Here is a 24,738-nt window from a genome sequence, read left to right on the forward strand (position 1 = left end):
TTATATCTCAATTCTCTTATCCAGTACCTTGTACATTAAATCTGTAATCATATTAATAACAAGTATCACTACTGCAATCAGTACAATAATCGCTTCTACTACAGGATAATCTCTCTTAGAAATAGATGAGATCAGTGTTCTCCCCATTCCCGGAATCCCAAACACCTGCTCTATTACAATGCTATTTGCAATAATATCTGCAATTGCTACTCCTAAAAATGTAATAACCGGAAGGATTCCATTTCGAAAGGCATGACAAATCAGTACTCGCCCCGGACTGTTTCCTCTACTAAATGCTGTTCTTACATAATCCTGATGCATTTCTGTGATTAAAGAATTCCGAAACATTTTTATTGTCATTGCAGCCTTTGGCAATGCGATTGCCAAAGATGGTAATATTAAATATCCAATAAAATCACTCACGCTTTCTGTATAAGAAATATAATCTCCCGGTGTAAAAAAGTGAAATATCAAACCAAATAACACCGTAAATATAATCCCTATAAAGAATGGAGGTATCGACATTGTGATCTGATTAAATATTAGGAAAAAGCGATCAATAAATCGATTTTCATACCGAACGCTGAGCAAACTAACTGGTACTGTCAATAACAAAATGAATACAAATGCGATCACTGTCATTGCTATAGTGATCGGTATTTTATCTCCAATCATTTTCGAGACAGGCTCCTGATAATAATATGATGTTCCCATATCACCTTTTAAGAAATCTGTCACCCATTGTCCATATCGTTGCGGCAAAGGACGGTTTAATCCCATCTCCTCCCGCAATGCCTGGACCTTACTCTCTGTTGCCTCTGTCCCGAGAATTGTTCTGGCCGGATCTCCCGGAATGATTTCAAAAGCAAGGAAGGCAAGCATACTGACAATTAATAATGCGATTATAAGACCTGTAATTTTTTTGATTACGTATTTCATACTTACCCTCCTGATATAACATCCGGCAATCTGTTTTTGCCAGATTTACTTTCTTTTTTTATCTAAAATGTCCTTGTCATTCTTACTGTGAAATGCATGTCATTCTTACTGTGAAATGCATGTCATTCTGTGCATGACATATTATTCTACAGCATACATTGTAGACATATCCTGCACATATAATGGATAAAACTTGTAACCATCAAATTTATCACTGATTGCTACCAGATTTACCAAATCCTGAATATATACATTTGCTGCACGCTCTGCCAAAATTCCTTCCAGCTCTTTATACAACTCTGTCTGCTTTGTATCATCTGTCTCTGCGATTGCTTTCTTGAATACTTCATCATATTCTTTATCGCTGAAATTAATAAAGTTTCCATGACCGTCTGTTGTAAATCTTTCCAGCATTGCTCTTGCTGTCAGTGCTGATGCATCTACTCCGACAACTGTTGACTGGTAATTTTTGTTTGAATATACATCCTCCAGCCATACTTCCCACTCTACCGGTTTGATTGTCACATTAACACCAATATTCTTGAGTTCTTCCTGGATGATCTGTGCTGTATCCACATGTGGCTGATCTGCTGAGCTTACTGTGATTTCGAGATCAAATCCATCCGGATATCCTGCTTCTTTAAGCAGTTTCTTTGCCTTATCATAGTCCTGCTCATAGTAATTTGTATACTTGTCGTCAAAATATTTCTTCAGACCCGGATACATGCTTGTACCCACACGAACACCTTTTCCATCTGCCATCATATCCATGATTTCATCCGGATTGATTGCATAACAAAGAGCCTGTCTGACTTTTTCATTATTCAAAGGCTCTACAGCATTATTCAAATACAATGCCTGTACAAGGTTCATTGTTCCTTCTTCAATATGGAATCCATCTTTCAATTCTGCTGCCTGGCTTGTTGTCAAACGCATGACCATATCAATGGAACCTCCCTTTAAGTTTGTTATCAACATATCTGCATCTGCAACAATCTTAAATTCCACTTTATCCAAATGTGCTTTTTCGCCCCAATAATCTTCATTTTTCTCAAGGATAATATTTTCCTGCGGATTGCGGGATACATATTTGAACGGACCTGTTCCTACTGGATTTGTTGCCAGTGTATCAGCAGAATCCTTCGGCACGATTGCTGTTGTCATATATGCCAGAAATTCTGTGTTTGGTTCTGTCAGACAAACCTCAACAGTCTTATCATCCAGAATATTTACACTGTCAATAATAGAATACGCCGATACTAATGGACCTCCATTAGAAGTATCGGCGCATCGATCGATCGAATATTTTACATCATCCACTGTAACTTCATTACCATTATGAAATTTCACACCATCACGCAAAGTAAATGTATATTTCTTTGCATCATCTGAAATTTCATAACTGCTTGCTACAGCTTCTACTAAATTTCCGTCACTGTCTGGTTTTACCAGACCTTCGTAAATATTGAATAAAACCTCTTTCGTTCCTGCCGATACTGCCGTATGTGGGTCAAGACTGTCTAAATCCTGGGATATACCTACTTTGATGGTTCCCCCTTCGACTGGTTTTCCTGAAAGTTCATTCTCCGTCTTCGACTTGGTCTCTTTCTTATCACCTGAACAACCTGTCAGTGCAATAGAAACAGCCATTGTGAACACTAAAAGAATACTTGTCACTCTTCTTTTCATGTGTTGTCTCCTTCTTCAAATAACCTTCATTATTAAATTGTCGAATTTATTGTACGTTATTTTCATATGAAATACAAGTTTTTTCCTAAGTACAATTTTAATCACTTATACCTTTTCTTATCTTTTAGTATACAAAAAAATGCTGAACAACCAAAACTGTCATTCAACATTTTTATTTCACATGTACCTTCAAAACTGCATACAAAGTTTTTTTCATCCATCTTGTTCCTATCACCTGTTCTGGTTATGCCCTCGACCTATTAGTAACAGTCAGCTCCATGTGTTACCACACTTCCACCTCTGCCCTATCTACCTCGTCGTCTTCAAGGGGTCTTACTAACTTGACGTTATGGGATATCTTATCTTGAGGGGGGCTTCACGCTTAGATGCCTTCAGCGTTTATCCCTTCCCGGCTTGGCTACCCTGCCATGCATCTGGCGATGCAACAGGTACACCAGCGGCCAGTCCATCCCGGTCCTCTCGTACTAAGGACAGCTCCTCTCAAATATCCTACGCCCACGCCGGATAGGGACCGAACTGTCTCACGACGTTCTGAACCCAGCTCGCGTACCGCTTTAATGGGCGAACAGCCCAACCCTTGGGACCTACTTCAGCCCCAGGATGCGATGAGCCGACATCGAGGTGCCAAACCACTCCGTCGATGTGAACTCTTGGGAGTGATAAGCCTGTTATCCCCAGGGTAGCTTTTATCCGTTGAGCGATGGCAATCCCACTTTATACCACCGGATCACTAAGTCCTACTTTCGTACCTGCTCCACCCGTCGGTGTCGCAGTCAAGCTCCCTTCTGCCTTTGCACTCTTCGAATGGTTTCCAACCATTCTGAGGGAACCTTTGAGCGCCTCCGATACCCTTTCGGAGGCGACCGCCCCAGTCAAACTCCCCACCTGACATTGTCCCCCAGCCGGATCACGGCTGCTGGTTAGAAACCCAATACTGCAAGGGTGGTATCCCAACATCGACTCCACGGCAACTGGCGTTACCGTCTCCTAGTCTCCCACCTATCCTGTACATGCAATATCGAATCCCAGTATCAAGCTGGAGTAAAGCTCCATGGGGTCTTTCCGTCCTGGCGCAGGTAACCAGCATCTTCACTGGTATTTCAATTTCACCGGGTGCATTGTTGAGACAGTGCCCAAATCATTACGCCTTTCGTGCGGGTCGGAACTTACCCGACAAGGAATTTCGCTACCTTAGGACCGTTATAGTTACGGCCGCCGTTTACTGGGGCTTAAGTTCAAAGCTTCGCTTGCGCTAACCTCTCCCCTTAACCTTCCAGCACCGGGCAGGCGTCAGCCCATATACCTCACCTTTCGGTTTTGCATAGACCTGTGTTTTTGCTAAACAGTTGCTTGGGCCAATTCTCTGCGGCCATTCGCATGGCACTCCTTCTCCCGAAGTTACGGAGTCATTTTGCCGAGTTCCTTAACAATGCTTCTCCCGTCGGCCTTAGGATTCTCTCCTCATCCACCTGTGTCGGTTTACGGTACGGGTATGATATAAACAATAGCGGCTTTTCTTGGCAGTTAGCTCACGCTCTTCCCTACTCTTTTTCGGTCCGCATCACGTCTTCCCGTTGCCTGCCGGATTTTCCTGACAGACCGGTACCTCGCTTGCGCCGGGCTTTCCGTTCCCGGCTCGCGCTCTCTCCCTGCGTCCCCACAGTTCTGTTATATCATAGTACAGGAATTTCAACCTGTTATCCATCGACTACGTCTTTCGACCTCGCCTTAGGCCCCGACTTACCCAGCGCAGATCAGCTTTACGCTGGAAACCTTAGATATTCGGCCGGAAGGATTCTCACCTTCCTCTCGCTACTCATTCCGGCATTCTCTCTTCTTAAAAATCCACTGCTCCTTTCGGTACAGCTTCGTCTCTTTAAGAATGCTCCTCTACCAATTAACATTCGTTAATTCCTAAGCTTCGGTAGTGTGTTTCAGCCCCGGACATTTTCGGCGCAGGACCTCTCGACTAGTGAGCTATTACGCACTCTTTTAATGGATGGCTGCTTCTGAGCCAACATCCTAGTTGTCTTCGAAATCCCACATCCTTTTCCACTTAACACACATTTTGGGACCTTAGCTGTAGGTCTGGGCTCTTTCCCTTTTGACTACCCAACTTATCTCGTGCAGTCTGACTCCCATACATCATCTACGCGGCATTCGGAGTTTGATATCTCTTAGTAAGCTTTGACGCCCCCTTAAGAATTCAGTGCTCTACCTCCGCAAGACTCGTATGAGGCTAGCCCTAAAGCTATTTCGAGGAGAACCAGCTATCTCCGGGTTCGATTGGAATTTCTCCCCTATCCACACCTCATCCCCACCCTTTTCAACGGATGTGGGTTCGGTCCTCCATTGCCTTTTACGGCAACTTCAACCTGGACATGGATAGATCACCCGGTTTCGGGTCTACTCTGACTGACTTCACGCCCTATTCAGACTTGGTTTCCCTTCGGCTCCACACCTTCAGTGCTTAACCTCGCCAGCCAGCGTAACTCGCCGGACCGTTCTACAAAAAGTACGCGGTTCATCATATAAAGATGTTCCACAGCTTGTAAACATATGGTTTCAGGTTCTCTTTCACTCCCCTCCCGGGGTCCTTTTCACCTTTCCTTCACAGTACTATGCGCTATCGGTCACTAAGAAGTATTTAGCCTTACGGGGTGGTCCCCGCTCATTCCCACAAGGTTTCTCGTGTCTCGTGGTACTCTGGATACCGCCATGTCAACTCGTCTTTCGCTTACGGGGCTTTCACCCTCTCTGGCTGGCTTTCCCAAAACCATTCTGCTAGACTCATTGAATCAATTATACGGTCCGAACCCCGGAGTGCACGCACTCCGGTTTGGGCTCTTCCGCTTTCGCTCGCCGCTACTCACAGAATCACATGTTGTTTTCTCTTCCTCCGGCTACTTAGATGTTTCAGTTCACCGGGTTCCCTTCCTAACGTTATGGATTGGCGTTAGGATACTTGAGGTTTGCTCAAGTAGGTTTCCCCATTCAGAAATCTCCGGATCAATGGATATTTGCTCCTCCCCGAAGCTTTTCGCAGCTTATCACGTCTTTCATCGGCTCTTAGTGCCAAGGCATCCACCATACGCTCTTATCAGCATAACCAACAGACAAGAAACACGGGTTGGTTTCTCATCGACACATACTAGCGTGTATGCGTTGGTAATAGGTCAATTTCTTTTAAGTCTGTTTTCTTCAGACTTTAGTTAATGTTTGTTAACATTACCTCGGATGTCTTGATTAGATATTTTTAATCTTATCATCTATATTTCTTTGTATGCAATTTTCAAGGTACACAAAGATGCGAGCGTATCGAAAACAATTATGTGTGACAAGCTCGCTTGTCTAAGCATAAATGATTTTCGATGCATTGGCATGTAATGCCATGAGCGATAAGACCTCTGGTCTTAGAGCTTCGCATCTATTCATTTCTCTGACTGACATTTATCAGTCATTAGAAAACTGAAATCTTTTTCAACTCTCTAATCACTGGTAAAACCAGTTATTCAAACAGCACTGCCCTGCTGATGGGGTTGGCGTTGATAAGTTGTTGCTCATCCTTGCCTGTATCTATATTGAATTCTCTCGACGGCGGTTCCGTCTTTTTTCTTTATAGATTTGGCGGCCACCTACTCTCCCACACCGTCCCCAGTGCAGTACCATCGGCCGTTTAGGTCTTAACCATCGTGTTCGGGATGAGAACGGGTGTTACCCCTAAACGCATCGCCACCAAAAGGTTTCATTATCAAGTTGTTTCTTGATAACTAAACAATAGACAACGACTCTTTACTTTTTTCTTCCTTAGAAAGGAGGTGATCCAGCCGCACCTTCCGATACGGCTACCTTGTTACGACTTCACCCCAGTTATCGGTCCCACCTTCGGCAGCTCCCTCCTTACGGTTGGGTCACTGACTTCGGGCGTTACTGACTCCCATGGTGTGACGGGCGGTGTGTACAAGACCCGGGAACGTATTCACCGCGACATTCTGATTCGCGATTACTAGCGATTCCAGCTTCATGTAGTCGAGTTGCAGACTACAATCCGAACTGAGACGTTATTTTTGGGATTTGCTTACCCTCGCGAGTTTGCCTCCCTTTGTTTACGCCATTGTAGCACGTGTGTAGCCCTGCTCATAAGGGGCATGATGATTTGACGTCATCCCCACCTTCCTCCAGGTTATCCCTGGCAGTCTCTCCAGAGTGCCCGGCCAAACCGCTGGCTACTGAAGATAGGGGTTGCGCTCGTTGCGGGACTTAACCCAACATCTCACGACACGAGCTGACGACAACCATGCACCACCTGTCTCCGGTGTTCCGAAGAAAAGCTCCCATTACGGAGCGGTCACCGGGATGTCAAGAGCAGGTAAGGTTCTTCGCGTTGCTTCGAATTAAACCACATGCTCCACCGCTTGTGCGGGTCCCCGTCAATTCCTTTGAGTTTCATTCTTGCGAACGTACTCCCCAGGTGGACTACTTATTGCGTTTGCTGCGGCACCGAATGGCTTTGCCACCCGACACCTAGTAGTCATCGTTTACGGCGTGGACTACCAGGGTATCTAATCCTGTTTGCTCCCCACGCTTTCGAGCCTCAACGTCAGTCATCGTCCAGTAAGCCGCCTTCGCCACTGGTGTTCCTCCTAATATCTACGCATTTCACCGCTACACTAGGAATTCCGCTTACCTCTCCGACACTCTAGAAAAACAGTTTCCAATGCAGTCCCGGGGTTGAGCCCCGGGTTTTCACATCAGACTTGCCTCTCCGTCTACGCTCCCTTTACACCCAGTAAATCCGGATAACGCTTGCCCCCTACGTATTACCGCGGCTGCTGGCACGTAGTTAGCCGGGGCTTCTTAGTCAGGTACCGTCATTTTCTTCCCTGCTGATAGAAGTTTACATACCGAAATACTTCTTCCTTCACGCGGCGTCGCTGCATCAGGGTTTCCCCCATTGTGCAATATTCCCCACTGCTGCCTCCCGTAGGAGTTTGGGCCGTGTCTCAGTCCCAATGTGGCCGGTCGCCCTCTCAGGCCGGCTACTGATCGTCGCCTTGGTAGGCCGTTACCCCACCAACTAGCTAATCAGACGCGGGTCCATCTCATACCACCGGAGTTTTTACCCCTGCACCATGCGGTGCTGTGGTCTTATGCGGTATTAGCAGTCATTTCTAACTGTTATCCCCCTGTATGAGGCAGGTTACCCACGCGTTACTCACCCGTCCGCCGCTCAGTCACAATACTCGTCATTCCGAAGAAATCCAAGTAAAGTGCTTCGCTCGACTTGCATGTGTTAAGCACGCCGCCAGCGTTCATCCTGAGCCAGGATCAAACTCTCGTTAAAAGTGTTTGTTCTAGTCAAGATTAACTCTAGCTAATCTATCCTTTTACTGTTGTTTTGGTTTGTTATAAACCGTTCTTAAAAAATTTTCTCTTAAAGAAATTTTCAAGGATCTGTTGTCTATTGTTTAGTTATCAATGTTCTTTGTTTTGTTGTCTCAAGCGACAGCTTTAATAGATTATCACATCTTTTGTCGTTTGTCAACAACTTTTTTATTTTTCTTTATCGCTTCATTTCAGTGCCTCTCGGTCTGTCTCAGCGACGAAGACTATATTATCATTCCTATTTGTAATTGTCAACGTTTTTCTTGCTTTTTATTTATTTCGCACAATTCAGACAATTCACGCAATTCTGACTAAAAAAGTATTCTCTAGTTGCTGTTCACTCCCGTGTCAATCACTACGCTGATTGACACGGAGGATGCACGTTTTATCTTGAACGGCATCTTGACCATCGCCAAAGGCGATTTAAAATGGCGAGATGCGTTACTTGTCACAGGTACTGTGAACAGTAACCTTCTCTTAAATCTCATTTTTAATCATACGTTTATTTTAATCATACGTTTATACAGTGCGTTTTTCCTTTACTTATGATATAGTTATATCAGATGTGAGATGTCTGACCTTTATATTTTTAACAAAGGAGAATTCTTTATGAAAATGAACGAACTAGGTCTGGTCTACTTCAGCCCGACCGGAACAACAAGAAAAGTCATTATGGAGACTGCCAGAAACATCGATTTAAAATCAGTATCTTACGATCTCTCTATTCACAAAGAAAAGAAACCAAATCTACATTTCAAATGCAACGATTTTGTTCTTTTTGGAATTCCTGTTTATGGTGGCCGTGTTCCTGCCACATTTCTGGAATACTTTGAAACATTAAAGGGTGATAACACTCCTGCTGCACTGATTGCTACATACGGATGCCGCGAATACGAAGACGCACTTTTGGAATTAAAAAACGAGGTTGAGAGTCGCGGATTCAAAGTGATCGGAGCCGGTGCCTTCCCTGTACAGCACTCCATCGTACGCCAGATTGGAATGAGCCGACCGAACAAGGCAGACTTGAAAGTCATTGCGGATTTCGGAATACAGTTGAACCGCAAACTTCGCAATGCTGTAGATTTTAATAATGTCGATATTCAGGTTCCAGGTAACAATCCTTATAAAAAATATGGAACAATTCCGCTCGTTCCAAAAACAGATGTGAATCTTTGTATAGAATGTAAGGCATGCGCTAAATCCTGTCCTTCCGGTGCTATTTCCATGGAAAATCCTAAAAAAACTGATAAGAAAAAATGTATTTCCTGTATGAAGTGCGTCTACTCCTGTAGAAAGAAAGCCCGCTATGTCAGCAACATGAAACTGAATATAGCACAAAAGAAACTGACTAAGGTATGTAAGAGCGATAAAACAGCAGAGATTTTCATGTAACATTAAGTTCCGAAAAAAGGGATTAATAATCTCTTTCTTCGGAACTCTTTTTATTACACGATAAGATGTACCAAATTTATCTTTTCACAAAGTATTCATCATACCAGACAAGAAATGTATAGATTGTCCACACTTTTCTCCAGTTATCTGAATTTCCGCCAACATACTCATCAAAAATAGCCTGTATCTCCTCCATATTAAAGAATTTCTCAGCTATATCGCTCTGGAATTTTTCACGCACATCTTTATTATATCTGTCATCCGCCATCCAAACACGAATAGGCACGATAAATCCTAATTTCTTACGGAAAGCAATTTCCTCCGGAAGAACTTTTGCTGCTGCTGTACGGAATGCAACTTTATTTTGTTCTTCGTTCACTTTGTAATGAGATGGCATTCTGGATGCAATGTCAAAAATTCTTCTATCTGTCAATGGCATACGAACTTCCAGACCTGCAGCTGTACTCATCTTATCTACATTAAGATAAATATCTCCCTCTAACCAAATCTGAATATCAACATCTGACATTTTTGTAAGCGGATCCAGTCCTTCTGTTTCTTCATAAATACCTGCTGCCAGTTCGATTGGAAGTACATCTGGATCATATTTCTTCAGAATACGCTTTTTCTCATCCTCTTTCATAATGTTCGTATTTCCAACATAAAATGTTTTCAGATTGTCGCCATATCTTTCCGCATTACGATACATATTGTATCCGCCGAAAAATTCATCCGCTCCTTCTCCTGAATAACAAATATCTGTATGTTCTGCTGTTGCCCTGCATCCAAGTGCAAATGCAATTGCTGAAGCATCTCCAAGCGGCTGCTCCATATTATACATTACCCAAGGTACAATATCAAAATATGCCTCCGGTGTAATTCTGCAACGGCTGTTTTCTCTTCCTAAAATATCTGCTGTTTCTTTCGCTAATGGTGACTCATCAAAACGTGCTTCATCATATCCACAAGAATCCGACATTTTTACATCCGACATTGCAAGTACATAAGAAGAATCCACTCCGCCCGACAAAAATGACTCTGCTTTTTCATCTGCTGTTTTTACTTCCGGCATAATTTCTTTCAGCGTAGAATGAATCTCATCTGCCCAATCTTCCAATGATTTACTCTCATCCGGATGGAATTCTGGTTTCCAGTATCTCTCTATTTTCATTTTTCCGTTCTGCCAGATTAAATATCTTCCAGGCAACAATTTCTTAACACCTTTGAAAAATGTATTCTCTCCTGCAACATAAGTCAGAGATAAATACAATTGTAACATTTCTTCATTCAATTCTTTTACAAACCCAGGTTTCTCCATAATCTGACTGATCATTGTACCATACAGAAGTTGTCCGTCTGCTGTCTCATAATAGTAGAATGGTTTTGTTCCAAACTGATCACGAAGACAGAATAATTTTTTCTCTTCTTCATCCCACAATGCAAATGCGAACATTCCATGCATATGATCAGCCATCTCACATCCCCATGTCTGATATGCACGAATTAAAATTTCTTCCTCTCTTGCCTCTCTTTTTAATGAAGCATCGATATTCAGTTCTTTGCACAGAGCCTCCCAATTACGGATATGTCCTCTGTATTCTTTTACGATTATCATTTGTACCTCTCCTTTCAACATCTGATATCTTTTGATCTATATTCTAATGCGTTTCACTGACTCTTCACCCTTTATATACAATCAGCCTAAATCAGATTCATAGCATCATTGATTGTTTTCACTCCTATAATCTTGATTCCTTTTATTCCTTTCACCATATCTAATGATACTTCTGGAACAACACATGTTTCAAACCCTAATTTTTTTGCCTCTGCCACTCTTTGTTCCGGCATATTGACCGCACGGACTTCTCCGCTAAGCCCTACTTCTCCAAAAACAATCATCCGCTCATCTACCGGACGATTTTTATAGCTTGATACAATCGCCATCACAATACCAAGATCGATTGCAGGTTCATTCATCCTGATTCCACCTGCAATATTGACATATGCATCGCAATTAGCTAGGTGCAATCCTATTCTTTTTTCCAAAACGGCCATAAGCAAATTTACTCGGTTATAGTCTGTTCCTGTCGCAGTTCTTCTCGGCATTCCGAAATTGGTATCACAGACCAGTGCCTGAATCTCTATCAACAATGGACGAGTACCTTCTATTGAACATGCCACTACTGACCCTGATGCATTTTCCGGTTTCCCGCTCAACATATATTCCGATGGATTCTCTACTTCCACCAGACCATTCTGCCGCATCTCAAAAACTCCGATTTCGTTAGTCGAACCAAATCTGTTCTTCACTCCTCGTAAAATACGATAGGATGCATGTCTGTCTCCTTCAAAATACAGTACGGTATCCACCATATGTTCCAACACTCTCGGTCCTGCCACCGTTCCTTCTTTTGTTACATGTCCTACAATAAATATTGTAATGCCAAGACCTTTTGCCAACTGCATAAATACATTCGTAGATTCACGAACCTGCGATACACTTCCCGGTGCCGATGGCACCTCTTCGCTATACATTGTCTGGATAGAATCAATCACTACAAATTCCGGTTGTTTTTTTTCGATAACATTCCTGATTGTTCCAAGATTTGTCTCACAAAACAACTTCATGTTATCTGAAAAATCCCCCATTCTGTTTGCTCTAAGTTTTATCTGCGACAGAGATTCCTCACCTGAAATATAAAGTACCTGTCTCTCCTTAGCAAGCTTCTGACAAACCTGTAATAATAATGTTGACTTTCCAATTCCCGGGTCCCCGCCGACCAGAACAAGTGAACCCGGTACGATACCACCACCAAGCACCCTGTCAAGTTCTTTCATGCCAGTTTGAAAACGTTTCTGTTCATCTGTATTGACCTGCGACAAAGCTACTATTTTTTTCTCTATATCCCTATCTGTCTTTACACTTGCAGACACCGATGATGCGATTACCTTTTCTTCTACAAATGTATTCCATTCTTTACACATCGGGCATTGTCCGAGCCACTTTGTCTCTTCATGTCCACAATTTTGACAGAAAAATACTGTCTTTTTTCCTTTTGCCACATTTAACCTCTCTTACCGAAAAAGACCGGCAAGTATTTTTCACCCGCCGGTCTCTCCTCTTTTTATGCTAGCGTTTTACAACCTTCACAGCTGCACTTTCATTCGCATTCAATTCAATACTCACGCTAAGTTTACCACTTAAATTTGTTGTCATCTTACCTGCTGAAGCTTCATCAATAAATACTTCATACTCACTATCCGGCTCAAGCTCCAATGTAAACTGTACATCTTCCGGTGCTGAAACTTCAAATTCCACTTCACGGTCTGTCTCTTTGAAATTCTCTACCGCACTTCCTGGAACTGATTCGTATACAAACATTCCATTCTTCTCAAGTTTTGTAATCTCTGCAAATGTTTTAACTTTATAAAGATCTCCTTCAAATTCAAAATTGTCTAACTTTGTCTTTGATGTAAGTGTATAATCTCCAAAACTTAATGTTCCGTCACTTTCTGCACGTAATAATTCTTTTACTGTTGCCATCGTTACTGTCCTCCTACGTATCTCAGATCTTCTCTGTAGTATTGCTATCTTTAGTATAATATAAGTATCGTTTTTTTTCTACTTTTTTGTTTCTTTTCTCTCGACTTTTATGGAATTTTTAGAAACGCCTACTGCAACCATATCACCACTTTGAATGTCTCCATTCAAAATTGCCTCTGCAAGCTTATCTTCTAATTCTGTCTGCATCGCACGTCTCAATGGTCTTGCCCCATACTTAGCATCCGTTCCTTTTTCAACAATTAAATCCTTTGCTGAATCACGTATTGTCAAACTAATATTCAACTGTCTTTTCACACGGGCAATAAATTCTTTGCAAAGCAATGTCACAATCTGCTTCATATCTTTCTTTTCCAATGCATGAAATACGATTACTTCATCAATTCGATTCAAAAATTCCGGACGGAAGATCATTTTCACTTCATCCATCACATTCTGTTTCATTTTCTTATAATCACTTTGTGGATCTTCTTTTGTAGCGAACCCCAGTTTCTTAGGATCAATAATAGATTTTGCCCCGGCATTAGATGTCATAATAATAACCGTGTTACTAAAATCAACCATTCTTCCCTGCGAATCTGTAATATGCCCATCATCCAACACCTGTAATAAAATGTTAAATACATCCGGATGTGCTTTTTCAATCTCATCAAAAAGAATTACTGAATATGGTTGTGTACGAACCTTGTCACTAAGCTGACCGCCTTCTTCATGTCCTACATATCCCGGAGGTGATCCAATCATCTTTGACACTGAATGCTTCTCCATATATTCTGACATATCTACACGAATCATTGCTTCTTCTTTTCCAAATAGCGCTTCTGCCAATGCTTTGGATAACTCTGTTTTTCCTACCCCGGTTGGTCCTAAGAATAAAAATGAACCAATTGGTCGTTTTGGATCTTTCAATCCAACTCTTCCTCTTTTTACTGCACGAGCTACCGCATTGACCGCTTCATCCTGGCCGACCACTCTGTGATGCAGTTCTTTTTCAAGATTATTCAATCTCTGTGTATCGCTTTGCTGTAATTTCTGTACCGGAATCTTAGACCACGATGATACAATGGCAGCAATATCTTCCACCGAAACTTCCGGATTGCTTGATGCCATCTTTTTATCAAATCTTTTTCTTGTAGATTCAATCTTTTTCTTAAGTTCCTGCTGCTTTTTTTGAATCTTAGAAGCTTCTTCGAAGTTTCCTTCTTTAATTGCACTTTCTTTCTGAAGACCCAATTGCTTCTTCTCATCTTCCATCTCTGTCAAATGTGCCGGGACCTTATAACCTGTCAGACTTACATGTGCACAAGCTTCATCCAATACATCAATTGCCTTATCCGGAAGATTTCGATCTGTAATATAACGTTCCGAAAGTTCCACTGCTGCATTCAACGCTTCTTCTGTAAGCTTCACTTTATGGTGTGCTTCATACTTCGGTTGAATTCCTTTTAATATATCCAGGCACTGTTCTTTTGAAGGCTTCTCGACTGTGATCGGCTGAAATCTTCTTTCCAAAGCTGCATCTTTTTCAATGTACTTGCGATACTCTGCGATCGTAGTTGCTCCGATCAACTGCAATTCCCCACGAGCCAGTGCCGGCTTTAATATACTAGATGCATCAATTGCACCTTCTGCTCCACCAGCTCCGATCATCGTATGTAATTCATCCAAAAACAAAATAATATCTCCGTCCGCTTCGACTTCAGATATCAGCCCTTTCATACGTTCCTCAAATTCGCCTCTGTATTTTGAGCCTGCAATCAGCCCTGGAAGATCCAATGTATAGATACGTTTTCTTTTCATCGTTTCCGGCACAATCCCTGAAGCAATCCTCTGTGCCAGGCCTTCCAGAATAGCTGTTTTACCAACTCCCGGTTCTCCAACCAGACATGGGTTATTCTTTGTTCTTCTGCTTAATACCTGCATAAGACGAAAAATTTCTTCTTCTCTTCCTATAATAGGATCTAATTTTCCTTCTTCTGCTTCCGCAGTCAGGTCTTTACAAAATTGTTCCACGGCTCCGCCATTTCCACGAAGTCCATCCTGCAATTCGTCCTGATATGCTTTCGGATCAACCCCTGCTGCCACAAAAATGTCTTGCATCAGCTTCTGCAAATTTACATTCAACGTAATCAGCATCTTTGCTGCAACACAATCTAAGTCTCGTATGATCGCCACAAGAATATGTTCTGTCCCTACTATATCCATATGAAAATGTGCCGCTTCACGCGCACTGTCTTCCAATATATATTGAAATCTTGGACTTTCTTTTGGCTTCTGTCTCTTTTCTGTCTTTTTATTTGGTGCTACGAGCTCATCCATTAATTTTAAAAGCTTCTCTTCATCTACTCCATGACCTGCCAGCACCTGCCCTGCTACACTTGCAAATTCCTGCCGCAATCCAAGAAGCAAATGTTCTGTTCCTACATAAGGATGATTTAATTTCTTTGCTGCTTTTTCTGCATTGCTAATTGCATGCTGTGCCTGTTGTGTAAATTTAATCTGCATATAACCTCCGTCTGCTTATCTATTATCTGTCTGATTCCCAGTTATCAATGTTATCCGTTACTGTCAAATTCTACGACTCATATTCATCCAGAATCTCATCCACCAGTTCATGGATCTCTTCTCTTGAAATCGCACGACAGCATGCTTTTGCCAAAACAATCTGCAATTGCTGACGCATCTCTTCTACTGCACGGATTTTATTCTCATCCAAAGCAATAACTGCTCCACGTCTTTTATCCAATGTAATAAAGCCTTCCTGTTTCAAAACATTATATGCCTTATTCACCGTATGCATATTAACGCCAATCGTTTCTGCAAGCTGACGCACGGAAGGAAGTGAATCCCCCTCATGAATATTCGCAGTTGCAATTCCCAGTATAACCTGATTGCGAAGCTGAATATAAATCGCTTCTTCACTGTTAAAATCAATTTCTATCAGCATCTTTCTACCTCTTTTTCTTTCGTGATATTACTGCTTTTCATATACTACGCACAGTAACTGCACAATTCTGTTATAGAAATACTAGCACAAAGAGAGAATCTCTGCAAGCAATTATTCTCCTGCAGGACTCTCTCTTTATCCCCACTGTTACTGTTCACAGTTCTGTGACCAGCAACGCATCTCGCCATTTTAAATTAAACTTTTTTCACATAATTTTAGAATTATCCACAATGTCTTTCTTATACTCTCAACATTTCCGAAAATTCTGTACTCAGCTTAATCTCTGCAATATAGAAGACATCTCCTGTGATATACACATTCCAGTCATCTGCAATTTCAACCTGAAGATCTCCACCCGGCATATGCACAAGCATCTTGTTTTCTGTCAATCCCAATTTATATGCCACTGCTGCTGCCGCGCACGCACCTGTTCCAGTCGCCATTGTATACCCCGCACCACGCTCGTATGTCTCAATTGCGATGTTATTGCGATCTGTCACCTTCATAATCTCTGTATTCACTCGTTCTGGGAAATATCTTGCACTCTCAGAATGTACACCGATTTTACAAACCAGCTCTTTTGAAATTTCCTGCATTGGAATAACGCAATGCGGATTTCCTACTGACACACATGTTGCCGGATACAGATTGTTGCCAAATACCATATCCTCATTGATGACCTCTCTTCTTTCTCCTATTACCGGGATTTCCTCACTCACAAAGGATAATTTTCCCATAGAAATACGCAGTCTGCTTCCCTCTTCATTCAAATATGTAATCTCTACAATACCGCCATCTGTCATCAATTCATAATTCTTTTTCTGTACATATCCTGCGTCTTTTAAATATTTTGCAAAAATACGAACTCCGTTTCCGCTCTTTTCTGCAACACTTCCGTCCGGATTCCAGATTTTCACAGCCAGATGTTCTCCCAGTAACGGGCCTTCCAAAATACCATCTGAGCCGAGCCCTACATTTCGATTACAAATCATCTTGACATTCGCTTCATTTAATTCTAATTCATTTTTATTTGGATCAAATACAAGATAATCATTTCCCAATCCGTGATATTTTTCTAATAAAATCTGCATAATCTACTCCTCCCACATTAATATACTATTTTTCCCATGATATTTTTATTATACATAGCATTATATTTGAATAATACAAAATAACTGCTTTCTATATTGCAAATAATGCTGTTTTTGTTTAATATCATATTATCGGACCATATAAAGGAGGGATGTTATGGAAACATATCAGAAACGAGGATATTTAAACAGTGATTTTCGGATTTTTCATTTAAAAGATCAAGTGGATACCGAGTTTGATTATCATACGCACAATTTCCATAAAATCACTATTTTTATCAGTGGAAATGTACAATATTTTATTGAAGGAAAGACTTATACTCTAAACCCTTATGACATTGTCCTCGTCAATCGAAACGACATTCACCGTATTCAGGTAGACTCTTCCATTCCATATGAAAGAATCATCGTTTATATTTCTCCCGGATTTATGGAAGCTTACCGGACTACCGAATATAATCTCGCTTACTGCTTTGAACAGGCCCGCGAGAAGCAGTCTTATGTGCTTCGAATTCCTTCCTTAGAAACCAGCTCACTATATAAGACTACCCAGCGCTTAGAACGCTCGTTCCACGATCATGAATATGCAGGAAGCTTATACCGCCAGATTTTATTCCTGGAATTTATGATTCAATTAAATCGTGCCACATTAAAAGAGGGCATCGAATACCTTGACACCAAGCTTTATAACAAAAAGGTTCTGGATATCATGAATTATATTCAAGATCATTTAACAGAGACAATAAGTATGGATTCCCTCGCATCTGTCTTTTATCTGAGTAAATATCATATGATGCGGTTGTTCAAAGCAGAAACCGGTGTTACTATCGGTCATTACATTACTTATCGCCGGCTGTTGCTTGCCAGACGTTATATTCACTTTGGCATGCCTATTACAGATGCATGTTTTGCCTGCGGTTTTCAAAGTTATTCCGCATTTTCCAGAGCATATAAGCAAGAATTCAAAGAACCACCAAGAAAATTAAAATAATCTTCCTGGTGGTTCTTCTCTTCCCTATCACATTTTCATATTAATTAAAATATACCATCTCTTCAATCGGTTCAGCCGGCTCAATATTTTCCGCTGTCAACACCGGACCAACTCCTCGATACATTGCCAGTTTCTCATACCCTACTTTTGCACGCACTTTTACCCACTGTCCTGCTTTTAATTTTGGTGCATAAGAACTTTTACAAATATATCCTAAAAATGTTGTATCATCTGCGCAGCAAGTCATTGCCATTCTTCCCGGGAAAAATAATTTACTTGGAAAGCTTCTTGGTTTCATAACTCTGGCTGTATATTCTACAACTTTTCCATCGTAGCGTTCCTGATTTTCCATCATATCCACATACCAGATTCCATAATCTTCCGGAAGTATTTCAATAACATCCGCTTTCAAATCATATGGTACCTCATCTTCGAAAATATTTTCCACTTCGCCATTCTCATCCTCAAAAATAACTTCTGCCTGAGGACTTACAACTTTTACGCTTCGACGATATCCTGCAAGTGGTTTTACGTCACTGCAACGATTAAATAATACCATCTCTGAATTGCGGACCATTTCCACAAACAATGGTTTCATATTTGCAAGATATATCTGAAATGTGCTCGCATCTACTGTTGTGATCTTTTGTTCGATCCCCCAGCCTTTTGGCAGTTTCAAACTTTCAAAATCACTGACCTTCCACATTCCATTGTACTCAATAACAACTCGCTCTGGATGATATTTTTCATCCAGTTTTTCCAGCCATTCCTCTGTCAAAGCTTCTGGATCGTCAATTGTTTCCATTACAATACGATGCTCTTTTAACATCTCCGGACTATATTCTTCCTCCCCTTCTTCACAAAGGATCAGAAGTGTTGTCCCATCAATCTGAAAATATTCCTGCTCTAATGTAAATTTCAAAAACTGTGTCTTTCCGCTATCAAGAAATCCAGTCATAAGATAGACCATAACATCTGGTTCCATAATATTTTCTCCTTTTAATTATTTTGCAATGCCAAATAACTCTTCCAGCTTATGCTCATCCAATTTTGAGCCAATAACACAGATTCTTCCTGTATACTCTGCTGCTCCTGTTCTGACTTCATGCTCTTCCGGTACCATATCGAAATAAATCCATTCTCCATCAGCTCCCGCAACCATACCTTTCGCACGGAGAATTGTACCATATGAAGAATCTGACTCTAACGTTTTCAAAATATTGCTGATTTCTTCTTTTGTATAAGTCTGGATTGTTTCTTTACCCCAACTTGTGAATACTTCGTCAGCATGGTGATGTCCATGATGGTCATGATGATGATCGTGTCCACATCCGCATCCACATTCTTCGCCATGATCATGGTCGTGATGATGGTGCTCATCATGGTCATGGTGGTGGTGCTCATGCTCGTCGTGGTCGTGGTGGTGCTCATGCTCATCGTGATCGTGGTGGTGCTCATGTCCACATCCGCACTCCTCATCGTGATCATGATGTCCGCCGCATTCCGGGCAAACAATCTCAGCCAGAAGTTCTTCTTCCAGAGACTTGCTTCCTTCCATTGTTTCAAGCAATTTCTCTCCTGAAAGCTGCTCGATTGGAGTTGTGATGATTGGTGCTTTCTCATTTAATCCACGTAAAATAGCAACGCTTTCTTCAACCTTCTCATGTTTTGCTTTATCTGTTCTGCTTAAAATAATTGCTCCTGCATACTCAATCTGATTGCTGAAAAATTCTCCAAAGTTTTTACTGTAAATTCTACATTTAGTCACATCAACAACTGTTGTAAAGCTGTTCAACTGTGCATCAAGATTAACCTGTGCATCCTGTATTGCTTTGATAACATCTGAAAGCTTTCCAACTCCCGATGGCTCGATCAAAATTCTATCCGGATGATATGTGTCGATTACTTCTTTTAAAGATTTCTCAAAATCACCTACCAGTGAACAGCAGATACAGCCTGAATTCATCTCTTTAATCTCAATTCCGGCTTCTTTTAAAAATCCACCATCAATACCAATTTCTCCAAATTCATTTTCAATCAGAACAACCTGTTCTCCTTTAAATGCTTCTTTTAAAAGCTTTTTAATAAATGTTGTCTTTCCAGCTCCTAAAAATCCAGAAATAATGTCAATTTTAGTCATGATGACCGCCTCCTATTATTTATTTGTCTTTTAATTCCAATACAATTGGACAATGGTCTGAACCCATTACATTTGTTAGAATCTGTGCATCCTGCAATCTGTCTTTCAGACATTCTGATACGCAAAAATAATCAATTCTCCATCCGGCATTCTTCTCTCTTGCCTTAAAGCGATAAGACCACCAGGAATAGATTCCTTCCTGCTCCGGATAAAAATATCGGAATGTATCGATAAATCCTGCATCTAAAAGCTCTGTAAACTTCTGTCTCTCCTCATCTGTAAATCCTGCATTCTTACGATTTGTTTTCGGATTTTTCAAATCAATTTCCTTATGAGCAACATTCATATCCCCAGTTACAATAACCGGTTTCTTCATTTCCAAAGACTTTAAATACGCACGAAAATCGTCTTCCCAACGCATACGATAATCCAGGCGTTTCAACTCATTTTGAGAATTTGGTGTGTACACTGTAACAAAATAAAAATCCTCAAATTCACATGTTATCACACGACCTTCCTGATCATGTTCTTCTATCCCGATTCCATAGCTTACTTGAATTGGTTCTTTCTTTGTAAACACTGCAGTTCCTGAATATCCTTTTTTCACTGCATAGTTCCAATATTGATTATACCCCTGCAAGTCAAGTTCTAACTGTCCGGACTGCATCTTTGATTCCTGAATACAAAAAATATCTGCATCAATCTCATTAAAAAAATCAAGAAATCCTTTTTGCACACATGCCCGGATTCCATTTACATTCCATGATACTAATTTCATTATTTATAAAACACCTCTTTCAAGCATAGTCCGCTTGCAGGTACTAAAAATCCCGCATCTGCACGTTGACCGGACTCAATTATCTCATTTATGCTTTCCGGACTTCTTCTCCCACTACCGATTTCCAGCAGTGTTCCTGTTAAAATTCTTACCATATGATACATAAATCCACTTCCGGTATACTCAATTCTAAGTCTGTGTCCGTCTTGCCTAACTATTATATCATAAATTCTTCTTGTTGTGGACTTTTCATCCGGCCGATCTGTAAATCCTGCAAAATCATGGCTTCCACGCAAATATTCGATTGCCTTCTCCATCTTTTTCACATTAATCATTTCCGGATAATGAAATGAATATTTTCTCAGAAATACATCTGCTTTTTCTGCAGTATCAATCGTATATTCATATCTCTTACCTCTTGCACTGTGACGTGCATGAAACCCGTTCTTTGCAAGTTCCATATTCACAATGCGGATGTCCTCTGGAATTTTCTCATTTATCTCTGTAAGAAATACTGGCTCATCCACCTTGCCTGATAGAATAATACTGGCTGTCTGACCAGACGCATGTACTCCGCCATCTGTTCGTCCGGAGCCATTCACTTCTACTTTATATCCCACATACTCACTAATATCACGCTCCAAAATCCCTTGAATTGTCATATCTGTGTCCGGCTGTCGCTGCCATCCTCGAAATCTGGAGCCATCATATGCAATTGTTAATTTATATGTTCTCATAGCATTTCACCATTTATCCCTTCTTGTCATATGATTGTATATAAAATTTCATGAAAAGACAAGTGGGAATAAAGCTCGTCTTCTATTATTACAGCTTCATTGATTATTTCAATTAAGCGACTATTTCTATAAGAAAGTTGATTGACTTTGCTATTATTTTATTCTCCAATTATTTGCTCAACTTCTTCAACTGACAGCTGAAGTTCCTTAGCTATTTCTTGAACACTTGCATCTTGCTCTTTCATTTTGAAAACCTTCCGCGCTAATTCTATGCCTTCCGCTTTCCCGCGTTCTTCTATTCCATCACTTAAATTACACATTACTTTCACATCCTCCTCTATTGATTTTTCCATCGGTATATGATATTCGTTTTTGAGTATATCTAGTTTTTCCTCTTCTCTTAGTGTTTCTGACAATAACGCCCCTAATAATCGGTGAAGTTCATGTTTTTCTTCTTTGGGAGAAATTTCCTTTGCCAGTCCTATCATAACAATATTCACCAAGTCCTCTCTTCCTTTCCAGATTTGATTTCCTATAATCATATCATTTGTCAGATGTATATGGTTCATACTGTCTTCTGACATGTTCATACATATCCAAATAGAATAGACTTTCTTGATATCGTTATAATTGCTATTCACAAACTCCCGATTTTTCTGAGATGAAATTTCACGACTAACGTAAAAGACAGCTCGGTTAAGAATATCATATTTTGTCGGTTCTTTTCTCTGCGCTTCTACATTTATGATAATCTTCGAACGTCCCTCTTTCAAGCGCACGTAAAAAATAATATCAAATAAAATGTATCCGGCATTCACTTCTTCATTTACCGTATTCATTCCTATAATTTCTTTGCCGTTTTCATCCACTCCGACAACTGTATTTGTAAGTCCCGGGTCAACCGGAACCTTTCCGATTTGTATGTCATCTTCAATCAATGACTTCACTTCTTCCGGTGATATTCCCCGGAACTCCTCGACTGCCTCTATCAAAATTCGTGCCAGTATGTCTTTGTAGCCAAGCAATTTTTTTGCACACGCATCATACTGTGCTTTGAGGTCTGTCGCTAATACAGCATTTTTCAACTCAGTATTCATTTTTCCTCCTTTTGCAGAAGGAACTTCCTCTATCTTCACTCTCTTCCAGCCCTCTTCTGCTTTTTTACATGTTTTGTGGTATCAAAGCATAGATTTCTGAAATGTTATTAGAATATAGATGGTGCGATGCCCCTTAGATTTCGTATAGAAATATGCTTTTCTATACTTTAGCATATGCTGGGAATAGATTGCAAGATAGATTTTTAGTTCATTAGATGACTATATGGCTCTGGTTACTGTTAACACTAACTGTGACCAGCAACGGCATCCTCTGTGCCTATCAGCGTAGTGGTTGTCACGGAAGTGAATAGTAATCTATTAAATTCTGAATAACAAACTTATGAAACCAGTGCCCTAAAATATGCAAAACATAGAATTCTGAAACAATTTTCAAAAGAGGATTGAAATTTATTAAAGCAGTGACTATAATTAAGAATTTGTAAAATGAGGAAAAGAACATATATTATCTAGCGGAGGATTTAGATATGAAGAATCAAGGAAAAACACAAGAAGTAATTTTAGCACCAATGACTGGTACAGCAGTTGCAATTACAGATGTACCAGATCCGATATTTACAGAAAAAATACTTGGAGACGGCATTGCAATCATCCCAACTGACGGAAAGATTGTAAGCCCAGTTGACGGAGTCGTATCCAAAGTGGTGGAAACAGGACATATCTATGAAATAACTTCAGAAAGTGGAGTGATAATTTTAATACATATGGGGCTTGAGACAGTTGCACTGAATGGAAAATGTTTCCACATTTATGCAAAGATTGGAGATAAAGTAAAAGCCGGAGATTTGATTGCAGAAGCAGATTTGGAATTCATCAAAGAGACCGGACGCAACTCCATTACTCCTGTTCTGATTAGTTCAGGTTTAGACGGAAAAGAGCTCGTATGTGAAAAAGGCGAAGTCCAGGCCGGAAAAAGTGTCATCATGACATTAAAATAATTTTATAGTGACAGATTTTCGTAAGAAGCGACTATGGGGCTGTCGGGAAATTAACCGACAGCCCCATAATTATGTTTTTTATTCCTCCATTTCTTCTTCATAGTATTTAATAAGCGCCTGCGTTCCTAATTCTCCATAACCTTCTGCTTGCAATAATTCATAATTTGCAAGCACCTGGCTTAAAACGTCTAAATTAATATTACTCATATTTGCTTCTGTAAGTGCCAATTTCATATCCTTAATAAAATGTTTCATAAAAAATCCCGGAGCATAATCACCCTCTAAAATCTTAGGTCCAAAAGTATCTAACTGCTTACTTCCAGCTGCCCCTGTAGACACGGAATCAAGCAATGTCTGAAGGTCCAGTCCTTTTGCTTTTGCATAAGTAAATGCTTCGCATACTCCTGACAACGTTCCTGCTATCATAATCTGATTAGCAAGTTTTGCATGCTGTCCGCACCCGATACCACCTTGATAATTAATGTTTGTCCCCATTGCCTCAAACAATGGCATACAAGCTTCATAATCTGCTTTTTCACCACCTACAAGAATAGAAAGTGTTCCGTTTTTTGCTCCTATATCTCCACCCGTAACAGGTGCATCCAAAACATGAAGTCCTTTCTTTTTTCCCTCTTCTGCAATTTTCTGATCCAGCATCGGACTTGTAGTTGTCATATCAATCAAATATGTGCCTTGTTGAACACTATCTAAAATATTTCCTTTATCAAAATAAACTTCTTCGACATCGACAGGAAATCCTACTATTGTAATAACAGCCTCACATTCCTTGACGCACTCTGCAATGCTATCATGAAAAATAGCCCCTTCGTTAACAACATCTTCTACTTTCGATTTTGTACGAGCATAAATATGCAGCTCAAATCCTGCTTTTATAAGATTTCGCACCATGGATTTTCCCATGATTCCAACTCCGATAAATCCAATTTTTTTCATCTTTTGCCTCCTCAAATTATAACTACTGTAATTATAATTCTTTTTATAAAAATGTACCA

General features: G+C 40.6%; 17 protein-coding genes and 3 rRNA genes. 3 read left to right on the forward strand and 17 right to left on the reverse strand.

From position 1 onward, the window contains the following. The 5 genes from H8S40_RS10585 to H8S40_RS10605 form a co-directional block, all read right to left on the reverse strand. A complete protein-coding gene (locus H8S40_RS10585; RefSeq protein WP_022075792.1) occupies nucleotides 1–939 on the reverse strand; it encodes an ABC transporter permease in 939 nt (312 codons plus the stop codon). A 141-nt stretch (nucleotides 940–1,080) separates the two neighbouring features. Continuing rightward, nucleotides 1,081–2,628 (reverse strand): ABC transporter substrate-binding protein, encoded by a 1,548-nt coding sequence (locus H8S40_RS10590; protein WP_118725283.1) that lies wholly within the window; start codon nucleotides 2,626–2,628, stop codon nucleotides 1,081–1,083. A 240-nt stretch (nucleotides 2,629–2,868) separates the two neighbouring features. Further along, nucleotides 2,869–5,760: ribosomal RNA gene (locus H8S40_RS10595) — 23S ribosomal RNA — on the reverse strand. Nucleotides 5,761–6,271: 511 nt separating this feature from the next. Beyond that, nucleotides 6,272–6,389, reverse strand: a 5S ribosomal RNA gene (rrf, locus tag H8S40_RS10600). A gap of 71 nt (nucleotides 6,390–6,460) precedes the next feature. Beyond that, nucleotides 6,461–7,993: ribosomal RNA gene (locus H8S40_RS10605) — 16S ribosomal RNA — on the reverse strand. Together the 16S, 23S and 5S rRNA genes form the textbook arrangement of a ribosomal RNA operon. A 650-nt stretch (nucleotides 7,994–8,643) precedes the next feature. Here H8S40_RS10605 and H8S40_RS10610 point away from each other — a divergent pair. Then, nucleotides 8,644–9,426, forward strand: a complete 783-nt coding sequence (locus tag H8S40_RS10610) for a 4Fe-4S binding protein (RefSeq protein WP_186865235.1) — start codon at nucleotides 8,644–8,646, stop codon at nucleotides 9,424–9,426. A 76-nt stretch (nucleotides 9,427–9,502) separates the two neighbouring features. Here the strand turns inward: H8S40_RS10610 and asnB are convergent, their stop codons facing one another. From asnB to dapF, 6 genes are all read right to left on the reverse strand, one after another. Continuing rightward, the gene (gene asnB / locus H8S40_RS10615) at nucleotides 9,503–11,041 is read right to left on the reverse strand and encodes an asparagine synthase (glutamine-hydrolyzing) (protein WP_186865236.1); all 1,539 of its coding nucleotides are present in this window, start codon (nucleotides 11,039–11,041) and stop codon (nucleotides 9,503–9,505) included. Nucleotides 11,042–11,127: 86 nt separating this feature from the next. Continuing rightward, the gene (gene radA, locus H8S40_RS10620; protein ID WP_186865237.1) at nucleotides 11,128–12,489 is read right to left on the reverse strand and encodes a DNA repair protein RadA; all 1,362 of its coding nucleotides are present in this window, start codon (nucleotides 12,487–12,489) and stop codon (nucleotides 11,128–11,130) included. 67 nt (nucleotides 12,490–12,556) lie between these two features. Beyond that, a complete protein-coding gene (locus tag H8S40_RS10625) occupies nucleotides 12,557–12,970 on the reverse strand; it encodes a hypothetical protein (RefSeq protein WP_022075022.1) in 414 nt (137 codons plus the stop codon). Nucleotides 12,971–13,048: 78 nt separating this feature from the next. Next, nucleotides 13,049–15,493, reverse strand: a complete 2,445-nt coding sequence (locus H8S40_RS10630; RefSeq protein WP_186865238.1) for an ATP-dependent Clp protease ATP-binding subunit — start codon at nucleotides 15,491–15,493, stop codon at nucleotides 13,049–13,051. Between the two features lie 70 nt (nucleotides 15,494–15,563). Continuing rightward, nucleotides 15,564–15,935 carry a GntR family transcriptional regulator gene (locus H8S40_RS10635; protein WP_022075024.1) on the reverse strand — a complete coding sequence of 124 codons (372 nt, stop codon included), beginning with the start codon at nucleotides 15,933–15,935 and terminating at the stop codon, nucleotides 15,564–15,566. Between the two features lie 239 nt (nucleotides 15,936–16,174). Continuing rightward, nucleotides 16,175–17,026 carry a diaminopimelate epimerase gene (gene dapF, locus H8S40_RS10640; RefSeq protein ID WP_186865239.1) on the reverse strand — a complete coding sequence of 284 codons (852 nt, stop codon included), beginning with the start codon at nucleotides 17,024–17,026 and terminating at the stop codon, nucleotides 16,175–16,177. A gap of 157 nt (nucleotides 17,027–17,183) precedes the next feature. Here dapF and H8S40_RS10645 point away from each other — a divergent pair, with 157 nt between their 5' ends. Continuing rightward, a complete protein-coding gene (locus H8S40_RS10645) occupies nucleotides 17,184–18,017 on the forward strand; it encodes an AraC family transcriptional regulator (RefSeq protein ID WP_186865240.1) in 834 nt (277 codons plus the stop codon). A gap of 40 nt (nucleotides 18,018–18,057) precedes the next feature. On the opposite strand, the gene H8S40_RS10650 is transcribed toward H8S40_RS10645, so the two are convergent. The 5 genes from H8S40_RS10650 to H8S40_RS10670 all read right to left on the reverse strand — a co-directional run bounded on the left by H8S40_RS10650 (nucleotide 18,058) and on the right by H8S40_RS10670 (nucleotide 22,769). Further along, the gene (locus tag H8S40_RS10650; protein WP_207723260.1) at nucleotides 18,058–19,002 is read right to left on the reverse strand and encodes a TIGR03943 family putative permease subunit; all 945 of its coding nucleotides are present in this window, start codon (nucleotides 19,000–19,002) and stop codon (nucleotides 18,058–18,060) included. A gap of 18 nt (nucleotides 19,003–19,020) precedes the next feature. Further along, complete coding sequence (locus tag H8S40_RS10655) at nucleotides 19,021–20,157, reverse strand: CobW family GTP-binding protein (protein ID WP_186865241.1); 1,137 nt, start codon at nucleotides 20,155–20,157, stop codon at nucleotides 19,021–19,023. 19 nt (nucleotides 20,158–20,176) lie between these two features. Further along, nucleotides 20,177–20,935 (reverse strand): exodeoxyribonuclease III, encoded by a 759-nt coding sequence (locus H8S40_RS10660; protein WP_117990362.1) that lies wholly within the window; start codon nucleotides 20,933–20,935, stop codon nucleotides 20,177–20,179. After that, complete coding sequence (gene truA / locus H8S40_RS10665; protein ID WP_121056042.1) at nucleotides 20,935–21,672, reverse strand: tRNA pseudouridine(38-40) synthase TruA; 738 nt, start codon at nucleotides 21,670–21,672, stop codon at nucleotides 20,935–20,937. Before truA ends, H8S40_RS10660 begins: the two co-directional genes overlap by 1 nt. Nucleotides 21,673–21,830: 158 nt before the next feature. Then, entirely contained in the window at nucleotides 21,831–22,769 is a 939-nt protein-coding gene (locus H8S40_RS10670; protein ID WP_186865242.1) for a hypothetical protein, read from the reverse strand. 485 nt (nucleotides 22,770–23,254) lie between these two features. Here H8S40_RS10670 and H8S40_RS10675 point away from each other — a divergent pair, with 485 nt between their 5' ends. Beyond that, nucleotides 23,255–23,725, forward strand: coding sequence for a PTS sugar transporter subunit IIA (locus tag H8S40_RS10675; protein WP_186865243.1), 471 nt, complete (start codon nucleotides 23,255–23,257; stop codon nucleotides 23,723–23,725). A gap of 78 nt (nucleotides 23,726–23,803) precedes the next feature. On the opposite strand, the gene H8S40_RS10680 is transcribed toward H8S40_RS10675, so the two are convergent. Beyond that, on the reverse strand, nucleotides 23,804–24,679 hold the full coding sequence (locus tag H8S40_RS10680; RefSeq protein WP_118724187.1) for an NAD(P)-dependent oxidoreductase: 876 nt from the start codon (nucleotides 24,677–24,679) through the stop codon (nucleotides 23,804–23,806). Between the last annotated feature and the right edge of the window lie 59 nt (nucleotides 24,680–24,738).

Origin of the sequence: Ruminococcus hominis (genome assembly GCF_014287355.1) — a bacterium.
Lineage (GTDB): Bacteria > Bacillota > Clostridia > Lachnospirales > Lachnospiraceae > Schaedlerella > Schaedlerella hominis.